Consider the following 16,141-nt stretch of genomic DNA (forward strand, 5'->3'; position numbering starts at 1 on the left):
GTTTCAGTGGTTTTACCACAAGAACTCTAAAAAGGAGCTGTCCGATTTTCTGGGGTCAGGCCAAGTCTAAGTCCGTGGCTATCAGCCAAGCTCACAAGGTGGGCGTCGGTCGTGTCCTCATGGCTGGTCTTTACGGAATCTGTGGCGCTGACATCTTCTGGTAGAAAACGATGGGATGGCCGATCGAGCAGGTCGCTCAATGAGCGGTGGGGGGGCGTTAGTGAAACGGACCGCGGGACTTCAGCCCGCCCCAGTGCATTGGCTCTTTGCTTCGGGGCGAGCTGAAGGCTCGCGTTCCTTCGTTGGCATACCTTATCAGTCAATAGGGTCAATCCCAGCTATCTCACATTTTTTTCGTTTCAGAGACATGAACGCGCAGTCTCACGCTACCGGATTGAAGGCACATCGCTTCGCCCAAGCTTTTTGGATCAGGCCTTGTCCAAAGTCCCGAGCCTAAGTCCGTGGCTATCAGCCAAGCTCACAAGGTGGGCGTCGGTCGAGTCCTTGTAGCTGGTCGATGCGGAGTCTGTGGCGCTGACATCATCTGGTAGAAAACGATGGGAAGACCAATTGAGTAGGTCGCCTAACGAGCGGTAGGTGGGCGTTAGCTAAACGCACCGCGGGTCTATTAAACGGACCGCGGGTCTTCAGCCCGCCCCAATGCATCGGCTCTGTGCTTCGGGGCGAGCTGAAGGCTCGCGTTCCTTTGTTGGAATATCTTAAGGTGGCTCCATGATTCCCAAGGGTCACCATCAACGCGGCTACTTGCCTCATCGGGACTATGGGGGAGCACTCCAGACCATCACCTTCCGCTTGGCCGACTCTCTCCCTGTCCACGTTGTTGAGAAATGGAAAGCAGAGCTCCACTCATCTGACGAAGAAAACCAGAAGGGACTTGCCCGCCGCATCGCCCGCTACGAAGACGCCGGCCACGGAAACTGCTACCTCCGCAACCCCGAAGTCGCGGAGATCGTCCAGGGTGCACTCATCAAAGGTCACGACGAACATTACCAACTCATCGCTTGGTGCATCATGCCGAACCACATCCACGTCCTCATCCGGCAAGCGGCGCAGACCAGCTTGGGAAAAATTGTCCGTAGTTGGAAAGGCAGCACAGCCCGCGAAATCAATCTCCACCTAAACCGCGAAGGCCCACTTTGGGCAAAAGATTATTTCGACCGGGCCATCCGCGATCAAGAACATTTCTGGAGAGCCATCACCTACATCCATCAAAATCCGGTCCGAGCAAACCTGGTTAAAGAACCCGCCGACTGGCCCTTCTCCTCCAAAGGCCAAGACTGGCCTCTCCCCGCCTTTTAAAAAACGGACCGCGGGACTTTAGCCCGCCCCAAAGCCCAAGACTAATGCATCAACTCAGTGCTTCGGGGCGAGCTGAAGACTCGCGGTCCATCTACCCCTGCTCCTTCCGCAGGAACACCAGACATTTCCCACACGACTCCTTCGCGCTATATTTATAACCCGCAGTCGTAAATTCTTTAAGATCTTCAGGATCCTGAATTCCCTCCCGAACGATGAAATCAGCCATCATCCCCCGGGCTTTCTTCGCGTAAAACGAGATGATCTTATACTTCCCGTTTTTCTCATCCTTGAAGACCGGAGTCACAAATTCCCCCTCCAGCTCCTTTTTCTTCACCACAGAGAAATACTCATTCGAGGCCAGATTCACCACGGTCTCACTCCCGGATCCTTTCAGATCCTGATTCAGGAGATCAGTCACCTTACTCCCCCAAAACTCATAAAGATTCTTCCCCCGGGCATTCGCGAACTTCGTTCCCATTTCCAGCCGGTAGGCCTGCATCAGATCCAGCGGACGCAATACCCCATACAAACCCGAGAGAATCCGCACCTGTTTCTGCGCTCTCGAAAAATCCTCCGTGCTCCAGTCATCCAGCTCCATGCCCTGATAGACATCTCCGGTGAAAGCGAGAATCGCTTGGCGCGAGTTCCCCTTCGTAAAGTCGCGCTGCCAATCCGCATAACGCCCGTGATTCAGCTCCGCCAGCTTGTCACTGATGGACATCAGTTTCCCCACCTCTGCCACGGAAAGCTCGCGCAGCCCCTCAATTAACTCCGCGGAATCATCAATGAAGCGCGGCTTGGTGGATTTTTTGATGAGCAACGGGGAATCATAATCAAGGGACTTGGCGGGCGATAAAAGAACGAGCATGGCGTGGAAAAGTTCACGGAATATGGGTTCATTCCCACAAAGGGCAAGTCGCAGAACAAATCCCACGGACCGCAATGGGAGCGCAGCAGACATGGAGAAAGAACCTACCTGAACTTTTCCTCAAATCTTCAGCCCGCTCCAGTGCCCAAGATTGGTGCATTGGCTTGGTGCTTCGGGGCGGGCTGAAGACCCGCGGTCCGACATTGCCGATCCGCTGAACGGAACCCATCTTTTCTCCTTGCCATTTTGATATATACTTTTCTAATCCGATGATATGAAACTGTTTTCAATCGTAGGCATAGCTTTATTGGTTCTCTTCGCGAGAGTCGAGGCATCTGATATACAACAGAGGGCCACCGGAAAATTCCAGGAGTTATACCAGCTGATCGATGAGCGGTTGAAAGAGCTGACCGAGATAGAGAAGGCGGACCAGAACGATGCCCAACAGGCCTATATTGCCCAGACCCAGCAACGTAACCACGACCTACTGCAAAGTCTTAAGGTTCAGCTAAAAAAAGCCGAGCATTACCATAAGCGTGGCAATGCTCGGGAGGCCAGGGAGACTTACGAGCGCTTGGAAAGCCAGATCACGCCATTGCTACCGGCTGATCACGCTATCGAGATCATCATTGAGCTTGCTGATGAACTGGAGAAAGTGGAAACCACGCATCTGACCGACTGGTATAAGGAGATTACCAGCACCATGAAAGAAACGCAGGAGAAGGCGTTGACCGCTGAAGACTCCGCCGATCTGAATGACTTGCTGCTCAAGGTCGCGGCACTGGAAATGAGCCGTCCACAATCGTCCCACAACGTGCTGGTGACCAGAGGCTCAGAACAACTGCAGGGGATCGTGGGTTTTCTAAATAACTACATGAAATACCTGGACCAGAAGAATGCGGGCAATGCGCAGGGAGCCAATAAGATCCTGGAATCCATTCGATCGAATTTTTCTGGAGTCCCGATCCTAACCCAGGAGCAGCTCGATGAAAAATGGCTCCCAACAACCGGGGAGCTATCGCTCTATCAGATCACCGCGGATATCCTGAAAAAGGTGGATGGCCCTGAAGATCTGGAAGGAGCTATTGAGGCAATTGCCAAAGCAGAGACGAACCCACGGCTGATGCCAGGAGGTCGAGACTCCGGCAGCCAAGCGCTTCACCTGCTTGAATCATTGCGCAAGGGATTTGCCGCCATAGAAAATGGCGATGTAGAAACTGCGCTCAAAATTTCAGTATCCCTCAGAAACTATACTGCGAGACCCGAATATAAAAACGCTTTCGATCGTATCCTGGAAATGCTTGGACAGCGCGTCCTCGAGGCAAAGCTTGGCACCATCGTCGACTTGAAAGCGGACGCAGCAGTCACCCCGTCTCAATCAGCACAGTTGGATGGGGTTTTGAAAAGGCTGTGGGACGATGGGGACTATTCAAATATCGTGAAGTTACTTCAGTTGAGAACCGATCTGAAATTAGAGAGTCAACAGAGCGATTATATCACCATCAAGGCGCTCAATAACTTACTCGCCGCCCAACGCTTCGAAAGAGCGAATGATCCCATCTCCGCCTATGTCAGGTATCGCGAAGTTATCGAGGCTCCTGCAGATGAAATGATCCCCCATGATCTGGCTGTCGACGCGATCAAACGCCTGCGGAAAGACCATCCGCAAATGATCAAAAACTTCGATGACAGTGCCCTTTTCACGAAACTCGATGAGCTTGGGAAACAAATCAAGATGAGCAATTTACACCGGGGCTACCGTTGATCGATCACGATGAAGAGTCACTCTTATTCATGGATATGGATCGCATTGGTTTGCTGTCTTTTGCACCCGGTCCACCTTTCCCATGGACAGGGCGAGGAGAACCCATATCGCAACTGGCCAGAGCAATGGGTGCTTGCCTACAAGAGGCTCGATACTTTCATCAAGGCGAAGGACCTATACTGGCCAACCTCTGATTTGACGATCTCAGAAGACGGAGAGATCCATCATAGTCTGAGTATCAATACGACTTCCTCGGAACACCTTACCCTGTGCCTTTTTGAATATGGCAGCGGATCCAGTGAGTGGGCGATCTCGACGTCTACCAACAGTTCGGAGCATGGTAACAGATATTTGCCTAAACTAAACCCGGGGACTTATGTGGCTCTCATCAGGTCTTTTGGCACTCTTGGCTATCAGTATCATTTTCCAATCGTCTATCTGGAAGTGAATCATGGCGATGCCTCCGCACAAAAGCAGTCCACTAGCGGGTTGGTCGTGCGCACGATTCGTCCGGGAGGAGCAGGCCTTCCGGATTGGCCGGATAGACGAGTATGTGTCTTTTCGGATTTCCATGTAGCGAGAGATCATCGAAACCCGAATGACCTGAAGCATCGCAATGAACTGGTCGACCCGTCTGTCGTGCTGGCACTGCACAATGATGGTGTGATCCGGCGGGAGCTACTTCCAGAGCCAGAGCTGGAGAAGCAGCTGTATTGGCGGATTTACAAATACAATAAGCTCGTCGCGACAAGGCCTGCGGCCGGGCAGTCATCCATAGCTGTGGCCGATGGCATCGGCAGCTACCGTGTCTTTTTATGCGTCAATGGTCCCACCGGCTTCATGCCGGTGAGCAATATGATCTCGTTTCCGTTGTTTCCGTCCAGCGATGGAGGAGTGGAATGCGTTCCAGCCGATAAAAACAGAGACAATATACCCGACGCGATCGCACAGATTATTGACCACGGCGATGGCAATCCATCCAGGGACCCGGACCGGGATGAGATGATGATAAGACTGTGGTCTGACTGGAAGTGGACTCTCACAGCAGGGCTACAAAAGCCGATCGGCCTGATCGTAGATATGGAAAAAAGAGGGCTCGACGAGTAAGTTCCTTAAAGCGACGGGATGGCCGAATGAGTGCTAGACTTTTTTAAAGCACCACGGACCGCGGGTCTTTAGCCCGCCCCAGTGTATTGGCTCTCTGCAATGGGGCGAGCTAAAGGCTCGCGGTCCGGAAAGGTATTTATTATCATTTTTTGATGCAGCCCAAGGGCCACCATCAGCGCGGCTACCTACCCCACCGGGATTACGGAGGAGCTCTCCAGCATTTCGCCTAGCCGATTCCCTTCCCGCTCACATCATCGAAGCTTGGAAAACAGAACTCCATTCATCCGACGAAGATACCCGAAAGGAACTCACACGACGCATCGCCCACTATGAAGATGTGAGCCACGGTCAATGCCTGCTCCGTCAACCCGCGGTCGCACAAATCATCCAGGATATACTCATCCAAGGCCATGAGGCAGCATACCAACTGATCGTCTGGCATCATGCCCAACCACGTTCACGTCCTTATCCGACAGAACACAGAATCCAGCCTCGGGAAAATCATCCGCAGCTGGAAAGGCAGCAGCGCACGCTGTATCAACCTTCATCTCAACCGCCAAGGCCCACTCTTGGGCAAAAGATTACTTCGCCCGAGCAATACGCGATAAAGATCACTTCTGGAAAGCCATCGCCTACATCCACCGAAATCCAGTAAGGCAGGTCGGGTCACCGAGCCCAAAAACTGGCCGTTCTCCTCTGCAGGCTACGAACGGCCACATAAGTAAAGCGGACCGCGGGTCTTCAGCCCGCCCCAAAACCCCAGCACATATCCTCCGGAGCGGGCCGAAGAACCACGATCCGTTCATCCCCCACTTTCGCCAACATGCCTCTGGAAGCACCTCCTCTATTGATGTATAGGTCTTCATATATGAACACGCTAAGAACTTTCAAAACCGGCTCCGGAGCCGAAGGAAAATTCCACTCTCTCCCAGCTCTTGCCGAAAGTGGCTTTCCAAATCTTTCCAAGCTCCCCGTTTCCATCCGTATCGTCCTTGAGTCTGTCCTCCGGAACGTCGATGGACGGAAAGTTACCGAATCCGATGTGGCAAACCTCGCGAATTACGATGCGAAAAACACCGGAGAATATGAGATCCCCTTCACCGTTGCTCGTATTGTCCTCCAGGATTTCACCGGCGTTCCTCTTCTTGTGGATATCGCCGCCATGCGTGATGCTGCGGTTGCACGCGGCGCAGATGCTTCAAAAATAGAGCCACTTGTCCCTGTGGACCTCGTTGTCGATCATTCCGTCCAAGTCGACTTCGCAGGCTCCCAGTCCGCGCTAGACCGCAATATGGCCATCGAGTTCATCCGCAACCGCGAGCGCTACGAGTTCCTGAAATGGGGTCAACAGGCTTTTGATACCTTCTCTGTAGTCCCTCCCGGCATCGGCATCGTCCACCAGGTGAACCTGGAATACCTCGCCAAAGGAGTCCTCTCCAAGGACGGCGTTTATTATCCGGACACGCTCGTCGGCACCGACTCGCATACTACAATGATCAACGGCCTCGGCGTTGTTGGCTGGGGCGTAGGCGGCATTGAGGCGGAAGCCGGCATGCTCGGGCAACCTGTCACCTTTCTGGTCCCGGAAGTCGTTGGGGTTTATCTGCATGGCTCGCTCGCAGAAGGTGTTACCGCCACCGATCTCACGCTCCGCGTTACTGAAATTCTGCGCAAACACGGCGTTGTCGGCAAATTTGTCGAATTTTACGGCCCTGGCGCATCCGCCCTCTCCCTCCCGGACCGTGCAACCATCGCAAACATGGCTCCGGAATATGGCGCGACCATGGGCTTTTTTCCCGTCGATGCCGAAACAATCAATTACCTCCGTGGCACAGGCCGCTCCGAGGAACTCTGCGCGACCGTAGAAAATTACTACAAAGCCCAAGGCCTCTTCGGCATCCCTGAGAAAGGTGAATGCATCTATACGGATGATCTCGAGCTGGATCTCTCCACGATTGTTCCAGCCGTCGCCGGCCCGAAACGCCCGCAGGATCGCATCGATGTTCCGGAGCTCCGCGATAGCTTCAACACGCTGTTCAGTGCGCCGGCCTCGGCTGGCGGCTTCGGCCTCTCCGCCTCGGAACGTGAACGCAGCATTTCGCTGACGATGCGTGAGAAACCCGGTGTTTCCGTGGATTCCCTGCTCTCCACGGATTCCACCCACCAGAAGTTCGAAGGCGGGGAGCGCAACGAGACGGAAATGGTTTCCAACCGTCCAGCTCCAGAGGCCATTGATTACGACCTTTTTGCCGACGGCCCTAAGGAAATGTCTCTGCGTCACGGCTCCATCCTCATCGCAGCCATCACCTCCTGCACAAACACCAGCAACCCGAGCGTGATGCTTGCCGCAGGTCTCGTCGCAAAAAAGGCAAATGAATTGGGTCTGACCATCGCTCCTTTTGTGAAGACTTCGCTCGGCCCCGGCTCCCGCGTCGTCACTGATTATCTTGATGCCACCGGCCTCACCAAAGAGCTCAATGAGCTCGGCTTTCAGACAGTTGGCTACGGGTGCACCACCTGTATCGGTAACTCCGGGCCACTGCACCCTGCGATCGAAGGCGCAATCAAGGAGGGCAATCTCGTCTGCGCTTCCGTGCTCTCCGGAAACCGTAATTTCGAGGCCCGCGTCCACGGCTCCATCAAGTCGAACTTCCTCATGTCGCCACCGCTCGTCGTAGCCTACGCTCTCGCCGGCCGCGTCGATATCGACCTCACAACAGAGCCCCTCGGAAACGACAAAGAAGGTAATCCTGTTTTCCTGAAAGATCTTTGGCCGACCCAGGAAGAAATCCGCATCCAGCTCGATGCCGCGCTCAAGCCTGAAGTTTACAACAAACTTTATGGCAGCGTCGATACCGCAAACCCGAAGTGGGCCGAGATCAACGGCTCCACCGGAGACACCTACGAGTGGGATGAAAAATCCACCTACGTCCAGTCTCCCCCCTTCTTCGAAACCAAGATTGGCGGCAGCGAAGATATCGTCGGCGCACGTCCTCTTGGCATCTTCGGCGACTCCGTCACCACCGATCACATCTCACCCGCCGGAGCCATCAAGGAAACCTCACCCGCCGGCCAATACCTGCTCGCCAACGGCGTGGAGAAAGCCTCGTTCAATTCCTACGGTGCACGCCGTGGCAATGACCGCGTTATGACGCGCGGCACCTTCGCCAACGTCCGTATCAAAAACCTGATGTGCCCCGGCATCGAAGGCGGCTACACCCAGTATTTCGGAGGAAAACCCGTGCCTGCACCCGATATCGCCATCGAATCCTACAGCGGCGCGCAACCCACTTTCATCTATGACGCCTGCATGGCCTATCAGGAAGAAGGCACCCCCCTCATCGCCATCGGCGGCGAAGACTACGGCATGGGTAGTAGCCGCGATTGGGCGGCGAAAGGCACCCGCCTGCTCGGCGTGAAAGCCGTCGTCACCAAATCCTTCGAGCGCATCCACCGCTCCAACCTCATCGGCATGGGCGTGCTGCCGCTCAACTTCATCGACAAAGCCGACTATGAAAAAGTCAAAGACCTTACCGACGCCACCTTTGACATCACCGGCATCGCCGGCGAACTGAAACCGATGCAGTCCGCCACCCTCACCGCCACGAAACCCGACGGCACCAAAGTGGAAATCCCTCTGAAAGTCCGCCTGGATACACCTGCGGAAGTCGACTACTACAATGCCGGCGGAATTCTTCCTTACGTGCTGGACCAAATCCTAGCGTAAGGAGTCGGGACACTTCTGTCCCGGAAAACGGACCGCGGATCTTCGGTCCGCTCCATTTACCTCCGCTCATATCCTCCGGGGGGGGCTAAAGACCCGATCCGTTTTCCTCCCAGTCCCCACTACTCACTCCTGCCGATAGCAACGTTCATTATTTTAAAATGCAGCGTCCACGGGCTATAAGTATGATTTCTTAGATGGTTTATTCTATGCGATTTCAAAAATTCCCGGATCTGCGATGCTCTTCAAGAAATTCCTTTTTGGGTAAATAGGCTATCGGCAATTGGATCTTGTCTCCCTCTCGATCGAGAAAGTAAGTCTTCACACTCTGACTCGAATAATGCTCCTTCAGGTCACGTGAAAGAATAATTCTGTAATCGTCATCAAGGCTTAAAAGATTTCGGTCAAACGCCGCATCGTAAGTCGCCGATAGGTAAAGGCCGTTGCGAGGATCCATCCGGGTCTCCCGGCGGCGCGACCATGGGATGATGTGGCTGGCGCGATTTACCTCTGGCACGTCGATTCCTGTGATGCAGCAAACTCCGCAGTAATTCTTCATGATCATCTTCTGAAAGACCCGCTGATTGGAGCGTGCTTTCACCATTCTCAAGATCTCCTTGCCCTCCAATTTGAGAAGGTCATCGATGAGGAAACGGGGAAGCTCAAGTTCACGCCTTAGCTTGGAAACAAGCTCGTCTTCGGAACCGTCATGCTCTTCGAATTCCGATAGAAGCGATCGCTCGTGCTGGGATTCAACCAAGAACGATTGGTAATCCCTCAACGCAGCGGAACAGTAGCCCGATTGTAGATAACTTTTAGGCAGGTCCGGAAGATTCCAGACACTGGCATCTCCCTTTTTCTTCTCTTCGCATACAAAATGATAAAGATCATTGAGACGCTTCACCGGCGGAGGGTTCCAAATATCTTCGCAGTCCGCGAACCCCAACGGCACAGTCTTGATCATTTCCTGCAGCAAATCCAAGGCGCGGACGTAGGACGAAGCGCGTCCGCTTCCACTCAGATTGATCGAATGAACAAATTCGCTGTATGCCTCTTTCATTTTTGAAATAAAACTAGATTAGGAACTCTTCGACAAGAAGCGACGGCAGATGGCAGCACTTCTTTAAGGCATCCTTTCGAGGTGTAAGAGCAGAGCATTCCACCAATCACGAATCACGCCCCCACCTTCACCTCTCCAAGTTCCTTCAACCTGCGTGTGAAACGATTCTCCGCAGAAGCGCTCACGGCTAACTGGCGTTTCGCACGCGTCATGGCGACGTAGAGGAGACGAGTTAGGTCGGAGGTAACGTCTTCTTCATCGTTCAAAACTCCAGTGCCAAGCACGATGACCGATTGGAACTCGAGGCCTTTGCTGCTCTGGGCTGTGATGACGGTGATCTTCTCGGCGCTGGGATCGTAAGATTTTTTGCCGCCGGGTGCGCCCGTCCATAGGTGAGCGATGCGGCGATTTGCGAGTTGGGCGGAGACGGCTTCACCCTGCCATTCTTGGAAACAGATGATGGCAATCTCATTGGCCGGCACCCCTCTTTCCCGCCATGCGTTCACGCAACGGATGGCGTAGTCACATTCGTCAGCGAAGCGGGATAGCATTTTGAAAGCGGGTTTCGATCTGGAAATGCCAGCCGACTCTGGCTCAATGAGCGGGATGTGATCTTCGTCCGCAGTGGCGGAGCCGAAACTACCTTTGGCGAAATCGTAAGCAAATTTAAGGATCTCGCGGCTGTTACGATAGTTCAAGCGGAGGATGGTGGTGCGGCCTGCCGCTTTCACGCCGACGCTGGAGAGGGAGAAACCGAGCCCCTTTTTCTTCCGATAGATCGACTGCGCATCATCGTAAAGGAGAAGAAACGAATCGGTCGCGGGATCGACCATTTGGACCACAAGCTTGAGCCATTGCGGTTCGAAGTCATGGCCTTCGTCGATCATGACAGCACCATATTGGGCGCGAGGAATGAGGCCGATTTCCACGCCTTCGATGACGGATTCGACCTGACGCTCCCAATGCTCCCCATCGCCATCTCTTAGCGGAGCCTGGTAAGCGCGGAGCATTTCACCACACCATTCGTGGAAGCTGCGAATGTGGACTTTCTCTGAAAGCCCTTTCGCCTCAATGAAATGTTTGAGACGGGCGGCGAGGGAGACGTTGTAGCAGAGGACGAGGACTGGGAGAGCGAGGGTGTCGGCGAGCTGCACGCAGCGGTAGCCGAGGATGAGGGTTTTTCCAGAGCCTGCGACGCCATGGATGACACGATGGCCTTTGCCGAGATTCCGGGCAAGCTGCTCCTGCTGCATATCAAGCACCTTGATGAGGTCCGGAGCGATTTCCTCTTCCTCGAAAAGCTCCGCCTGTTTCCTCTCATCGATACGAACCTCTGGGAATAAGTGCCAGCGAACACGATCAATCTGCGGAAGGGTCATGGTGCGCTTGAAATCATATTCAAACATGCCCCAGAGCTTTTCCTGGAATATCATTGGATCGGTAGACTCTTGCATCTCGTCTTGGCAGATGAGGCGGCGGGCGGGAAGGATGAGGTCCTGCTCGTGCTCAGATAGGAGTTCGTTCCATTGCTTGCGGGTGATGTTTGGGAAGACGACACCCCAGCCGTAAGGAAACACGAGTTTACCGTAATAGTTACCTTCGGTTTCTCGGAGCTGAGGATCGACCTGCAATTGGTTGACAATCTCGATCATATACTGACGAGCCTGCTCCAGTGGGCTAGCCACAGTTTGCCTTTTTCCCGCTAGCTGGACCTCCCACCGGTCGTTGCTGAACTTCAGGAAATCGCTGATTTTCCAATCTTTTACCTCGAGCACAAGCAGCCCGCGCCGAGGATGCAGAACTACATAATCCGGATACCTTCGAGTGCGCCCGACAGGCACATTGAACCATACCAAATAATCGTCCTCTAAATAGCTGTTCAGTCTCTGCCCAAGACGCCGCTCTCCGGGTGTTACCGTGGCGGATGCAGCGTTAATCGATTGTATAAAGATCGCCATAACAATGCGGCGATATTTAAAAGAAATCAATCAATCTGCAAGCATGAGAGCATCAATTGTATCTCATGTAAAAGAATCGCTAAGAGATATCCTGCAACCCGATTTCAAATGGCGATATCCTATTTGGCAGAATGGTTCGATAGACTGGGTAGCTTCAAATTTTCTGTGTGGATTTACAGCAAATCCATAGCCGATCCAGCGCATAGGGATCTTATTGTAAGTTTCGTCTTGGTCTTCCCCATCGCAGGTGTGTGACGCATCCCAGCTACGCGCTTCTTTATCAGTATCGTCTGCTATTCGTATCTAGCTCCTCGCGAAACACTATAAAAACAGCAGGCAGTACAATAAATAACACCACTTATGATTTTTGAAGCCGAAGGAGCACCAGTTCCTGGTGTGCCGCTTATCCTAATTCGTCTTCAATGAACTCCAGCACGAGATCTACGAGTTCTTCCATCGCGGAAGGCAGCTCTTCTTCGATGGTGGCGAGGTAGTCGGATTCGGTCTCGGTATAGTCATTGCGGTCTTCGCTGCGGGTTCCGCACCAGCGGCTGGCGTTCAGCGCATCGACAACTCCTGTCGCGCCGATAAGATCGAAGGATTTGATAATTCTTTGATGATCGATCGGGCTCTGCCAAAACTCGTGCAAGCAGTCCTCACTCTCAAGGATCGGCACCGTCTCATAGACATCCATCAGAGCGCGTTCCTCACGGCTAAGCCCGCGCTCAGCCATCTCGCCCTCAAGCTGATCCACCATTACTTCAACTTCATCCGGCCATTCGATTTCTTCCTGAAAATTCATTTCAGCGGATGTAGATCAATGCGGCGAGCCTTGCCAAGCGAATCCGTGACAGGATTATCGCAACTGGGTGCGGGCATGGGAAATACGCATATGTATGGAGCCGTGATTCCGCAATTTCCTGATCAGACCTCATGGGGATTGAAAACCCTGGAAAGATGCTATCCCCCGCTGACGTAGGAATGACTTCTGTCCCGATCCAGTAATTTCTGTTCTTTTGCCAAACCCAATGAAAAAAATACCGCTTCTGTTCCTCTCAATCAGTCTTTTCCTCGGGCATGCCGCTACCGCAGCTGAGCCGGAGAAACCGAATATTATGTTCATCTTCGCCGATGACCTGACCTATGAGGGAATCCGTGCCTTTGGATATACCGATATCGATACGCCGAATCTCGACAAGCTGGTCTCCCGCGGCACGACATTTACCCACGCTTATAATATGGGCTCTTGGTCACCTGCGGTTTGCATGCCCAGCCGGGCGATGCTGAACACCGGACGGTATGTGTGGAGTGCGAAAGGCGCGCTGAAGACCCTCGAAAAGGAACGTGACCGCGGCGTGATGTGGTCCCAGCTAATGAGCAAGGCGGGCTATCGCACCTACATGACCGGCAAGTGGCACGTGGCGGTAGATGCGGAGAGTGTCTTCGATGTGGCAGCACATGTTCGCGGTGGGATGCCAGAGCAGACGCCGGAAGGTTACAACCGCCCGAAAGATGGCGAGCCGGATATCTGGAGTCCTTACGATAAAAAATTCGGCGGTTTCTGGGAAGGAGGCACTCACTGGAGCGAAGTCCTGCGTGATGATGCGTTGGGTTTCATCGATGATGCGGCAAAGCAGGAAAAACCGTTTTTCATGTATCTGGCATTCAACGCGCCGCACGATCCCCATCAGGCGCCAAAGGAATACATCGATATGTATCCAGAAGAACGCATTGAGCTTCCAAAGAGTTTCCTTGCGGAATATCCGTATGGCGAAGACATCGGAGCCGGCCGGAAACTGCGCGATGAACGTCTGGCCCCATGGCCGCGCACGGAACACTCTGTGAAGGTAAATCGGGCGGAATATTACGCGCTCATCACCCACATGGATGCCCAGATCGGGCACATTCTTGATGCTTTGGAAGCATCCGGAAAAGCGGACAACACAGTCATTTTCTTTTCCGCGGACCATGGCCTGAGCTGCGGGCATCATGGTCTTTTGGGAAAACAGAACTCCTTTGATAACAGCACCCGTGTGCCGTTTATGATGGTTGGCCCGGGGATTCCTGCGGGAAAATCAATTTCGCAGCCGATTTATTATCAGGATCTTATGGCTACCTCGCTGGCTCTTGCTGGCGCAGAGAAGCCCGATCATGTGGACTTTCAGGATCTTATGCCGATCATCAGGGGGGAGAAAGAGACCAAACTAGAGGCAGTCTATGGTGCCTATGTCGATTTCCAGCGCTCCGTGACCAAGGATGGCTGGAAGCTCATTTTATATCCAAACATCAAAAAAGCGCTTCTGTTTGATCTCAAATCGGATCCCTTGGAGATGAATGATATGGCGGGAAACCCGGAGCAAGAGAGCCGGATGAAAGCGCTCTTCTCCGCTCTCCAAAAGCTGCAGAAAGAAAACGGAGACGAGCTGGATCTTACTGAGACCTATTCATCACTCGCCCTGTGAGTAGATCAAGGTGGAGTAAGGTCCTATACGGATAAGGGCTGAGTGTGGCATGCCATCCTGCCCTTCTCCATCTGCCTGGATATCGTGGCTGGGGACGTCATTGAAAAGCTCACTGTAGAGTTTTGCATCGGAATTGAAACGCAGCTTCCATTCGCCACCGGATGGCATTCCTATCCGGTATCCGTCACGTTCCTCGTGGCTGAGGTTACAAACCACGATCACATCATCACCGACCCCATGGGTCGAAAACCGCTGGAAGGCGATGACGTTCTGTTCCTCATTAATATGATGGACGATGACTCCCTGGCCACACAGGCCTCCCGTCTTCATGTCACGGTTTTGCCGCAAGTGAATAAGATCGTGATACATCTGGATCAAGCCGGAGAATTGTTCCGCTCTAGTCCACTCCAGAGGAAATTCATCGGAGAAACTCCCACCTTGGAGAAACTCCTGCCCCTGGAAAATCATCGGGACACCCGGACAGGTGAATAGCAACCCTGCGCCGAGGCAGGATAGCTTTTGGGCAAAATATCCTGTGGCATTGTCATCCTGGACCTCCTGCGGCACCCGGGCTTTTTCCTGGGCTACCTCATCATGTGATTCCGTATAAATAATGCGTTGGAAGACATCATCATTGTAATGGAATAGAAGGGTTTTCCGAACATCTTCCAGCGAACGCCAGTCATCCTCCGCCTTTGTCAGCTGATCGCGTATGGGGAAAACAAAATTCGCATCCCACTGCGCGTGAAAATCGGCGCCGCCGGCCAAAGCGGATTTTGTCAGAGCCGCATTCGACTTCAAATCCTCCGCAATGATAATTCGTTCCGGAAATTGCTTTCTTATTTCTCCGTTGATCCACTGAACCAATGACCACCCTTCCGGTATCTCATTCGAAGGATCTTCATCCTCATTGACGTTTCGGATCAGCAGTGTGGCATCGTAGCGCAGCCCGTCGACGCGGTAGTCTTTCAACCACATCATCGCATTATCGAAAATATAACTGCGCACCTCGTCTCGACCATAGTCGGGCCGGGTCGCTCCCCACGGCGTTTCCGCCTTCCAGTCGTTGTAGAAATAGATTCCGCCACCGTCGTTTTCAGACCAGCCATCGAATTTCCAGAGATCCAGATCGCCTGGCCCGAAGTGATTATAGACGACATCCAGAATAACGCCGATCCCGTTCTTGTGGGCAGCCTGAACCAAGCGCTTTAAGGCCAACGGCCCACCGTAGCTACTCTCCACCGCATATGGATGGGAGGGGTTGTAGCCCCAGGAATTATCTCCTGGAAACTCCGCCAAAGGCATCACTTCGATCGCGTTGATTCCCAATCCGGCGAGGTAGGGAAGCTTGTCGATAATCGCATCCAGGCAGCTTTTTCCCGACTCCTCGGGGAATGTCTTTGCATGCAGCTCGTAGATGACCAGTTGGTTGTGCGGAGGCATCTGGAATTCCGTTTCATGCCAATCGAATTCCTGGCTGCGGATGATTGCGTTTCCTGTGGAGTTGGTTACTTCAATGGCACGCGGATCAATACGCTCCATCTCGTTTTCTCCATTGGTAATCAGGTATTTGTATTCATCCCCTTCTTTCGCCTCCGCAACGAAGATGCTCCATACACCTTCCTCACTTCCCTCAAGAGTATGGACGCTCGCGTCCCATTTGTTGAAATCCCCGATGACGCTGACTTTATCAGCGTTCGGAGCCCAGACACGGAAGACAGTGCCTTCCTCCAGAATATTACTGCCTAACGGATATTGTGTAGGATCGATTGCTGCGGTTTGCATCTTGATTTGAGAGAAAATGGTTGAAGAAAAATTTGGGGAAAACCTCGGAGAAGACATCGATTGCCCGATTTTCTAGAGATGGGTGGCACGGT

General features: G+C 53.2%; 11 protein-coding genes. 6 read left to right on the forward strand and 5 right to left on the reverse strand.

The window, feature by feature from the left end; translation table 11 throughout:
* The first annotated feature begins 732 nt into the window (after nucleotides 1-732).
* A complete protein-coding gene (locus tag ACFSSA_RS06445) occupies nucleotides 733-1,320 on the forward strand; it encodes an REP-associated tyrosine transposase (RefSeq protein ID WP_386819430.1) in 588 nt (195 codons plus the stop codon).
* A gap of 91 nt (nucleotides 1,321-1,411) precedes the next feature.
* On the opposite strand, the gene yaaA is transcribed toward ACFSSA_RS06445, so the two are convergent.
* On the reverse strand, nucleotides 1,412-2,188 hold the full coding sequence (gene yaaA, locus ACFSSA_RS06450; RefSeq protein WP_386819432.1) for a peroxide stress protein YaaA: 777 nt from the start codon (nucleotides 2,186-2,188) through the stop codon (nucleotides 1,412-1,414).
* A gap of 274 nt (nucleotides 2,189-2,462) precedes the next feature.
* On the opposite strand from yaaA, the gene ACFSSA_RS06455 reads away from it, so the two are divergent.
* From ACFSSA_RS06455 to acnA, 4 genes are all read left to right on the forward strand, one after another.
* The gene (locus tag ACFSSA_RS06455) at nucleotides 2,463-3,953 is read left to right on the forward strand and encodes a hypothetical protein (protein WP_386819434.1); all 1,491 of its coding nucleotides are present in this window, start codon (nucleotides 2,463-2,465) and stop codon (nucleotides 3,951-3,953) included.
* Between the two features lie 9 nt (nucleotides 3,954-3,962).
* Nucleotides 3,963-5,060, forward strand: a complete 1,098-nt coding sequence (locus ACFSSA_RS06460; RefSeq protein WP_386819436.1) for a hypothetical protein — start codon at nucleotides 3,963-3,965, stop codon at nucleotides 5,058-5,060.
* Between the two features lie 337 nt (nucleotides 5,061-5,397).
* Entirely contained in the window at nucleotides 5,398-5,715 is a 318-nt protein-coding gene (locus ACFSSA_RS15800) for a hypothetical protein (protein WP_465262942.1), read from the forward strand.
* A gap of 213 nt (nucleotides 5,716-5,928) precedes the next feature.
* Nucleotides 5,929-8,787: an aconitate hydratase gene (gene acnA, locus ACFSSA_RS06470; RefSeq protein ID WP_386819440.1), complete on the forward strand. Its 2,859-nt coding sequence runs from the start codon at nucleotides 5,929-5,931 to the stop codon at nucleotides 8,785-8,787.
* A gap of 214 nt (nucleotides 8,788-9,001) precedes the next feature.
* Here acnA and ACFSSA_RS06475 read toward each other — a convergent pair whose 3' ends face one another.
* From ACFSSA_RS06475 to ACFSSA_RS06485, 3 genes are all read right to left on the reverse strand, one after another.
* Nucleotides 9,002-9,844, reverse strand: coding sequence for an HNH endonuclease (locus ACFSSA_RS06475; protein WP_386819442.1), 843 nt, complete (start codon nucleotides 9,842-9,844; stop codon nucleotides 9,002-9,004).
* A 113-nt stretch (nucleotides 9,845-9,957) separates the two neighbouring features.
* Nucleotides 9,958-11,802, reverse strand: coding sequence for a 3'-5' exonuclease (locus tag ACFSSA_RS06480; RefSeq protein WP_386819444.1), 1,845 nt, complete (start codon nucleotides 11,800-11,802; stop codon nucleotides 9,958-9,960).
* A gap of 403 nt (nucleotides 11,803-12,205) precedes the next feature.
* On the reverse strand, nucleotides 12,206-12,604 hold the full coding sequence (locus ACFSSA_RS06485; RefSeq protein ID WP_386819446.1) for a hypothetical protein: 399 nt from the start codon (nucleotides 12,602-12,604) through the stop codon (nucleotides 12,206-12,208).
* Nucleotides 12,605-12,830: 226 nt separating this feature from the next.
* On the opposite strand from ACFSSA_RS06485, the gene ACFSSA_RS06490 reads away from it, so the two are divergent.
* Nucleotides 12,831-14,264 carry a sulfatase-like hydrolase/transferase gene (locus ACFSSA_RS06490; RefSeq protein ID WP_386819448.1) on the forward strand — a complete coding sequence of 478 codons (1,434 nt, stop codon included), beginning with the start codon at nucleotides 12,831-12,833 and terminating at the stop codon, nucleotides 14,262-14,264.
* Here ACFSSA_RS06490 and ACFSSA_RS06495 read toward each other — a convergent pair.
* Nucleotides 14,250-16,049, reverse strand: coding sequence for an alpha-amylase family glycosyl hydrolase (locus ACFSSA_RS06495; RefSeq protein ID WP_386819451.1), 1,800 nt, complete (start codon nucleotides 16,047-16,049; stop codon nucleotides 14,250-14,252). The two genes, ACFSSA_RS06490 and ACFSSA_RS06495, sit on opposite strands and share 15 nt — an antisense overlap.
* Nucleotides 16,050-16,141 lie beyond the last annotated feature (92 nt).

The organism is Luteolibacter algae (assembly GCF_042683045.1).
Taxonomy (GTDB): Bacteria; Verrucomicrobiota; Verrucomicrobiia; order Verrucomicrobiales; family Akkermansiaceae; genus Luteolibacter; species Luteolibacter algae.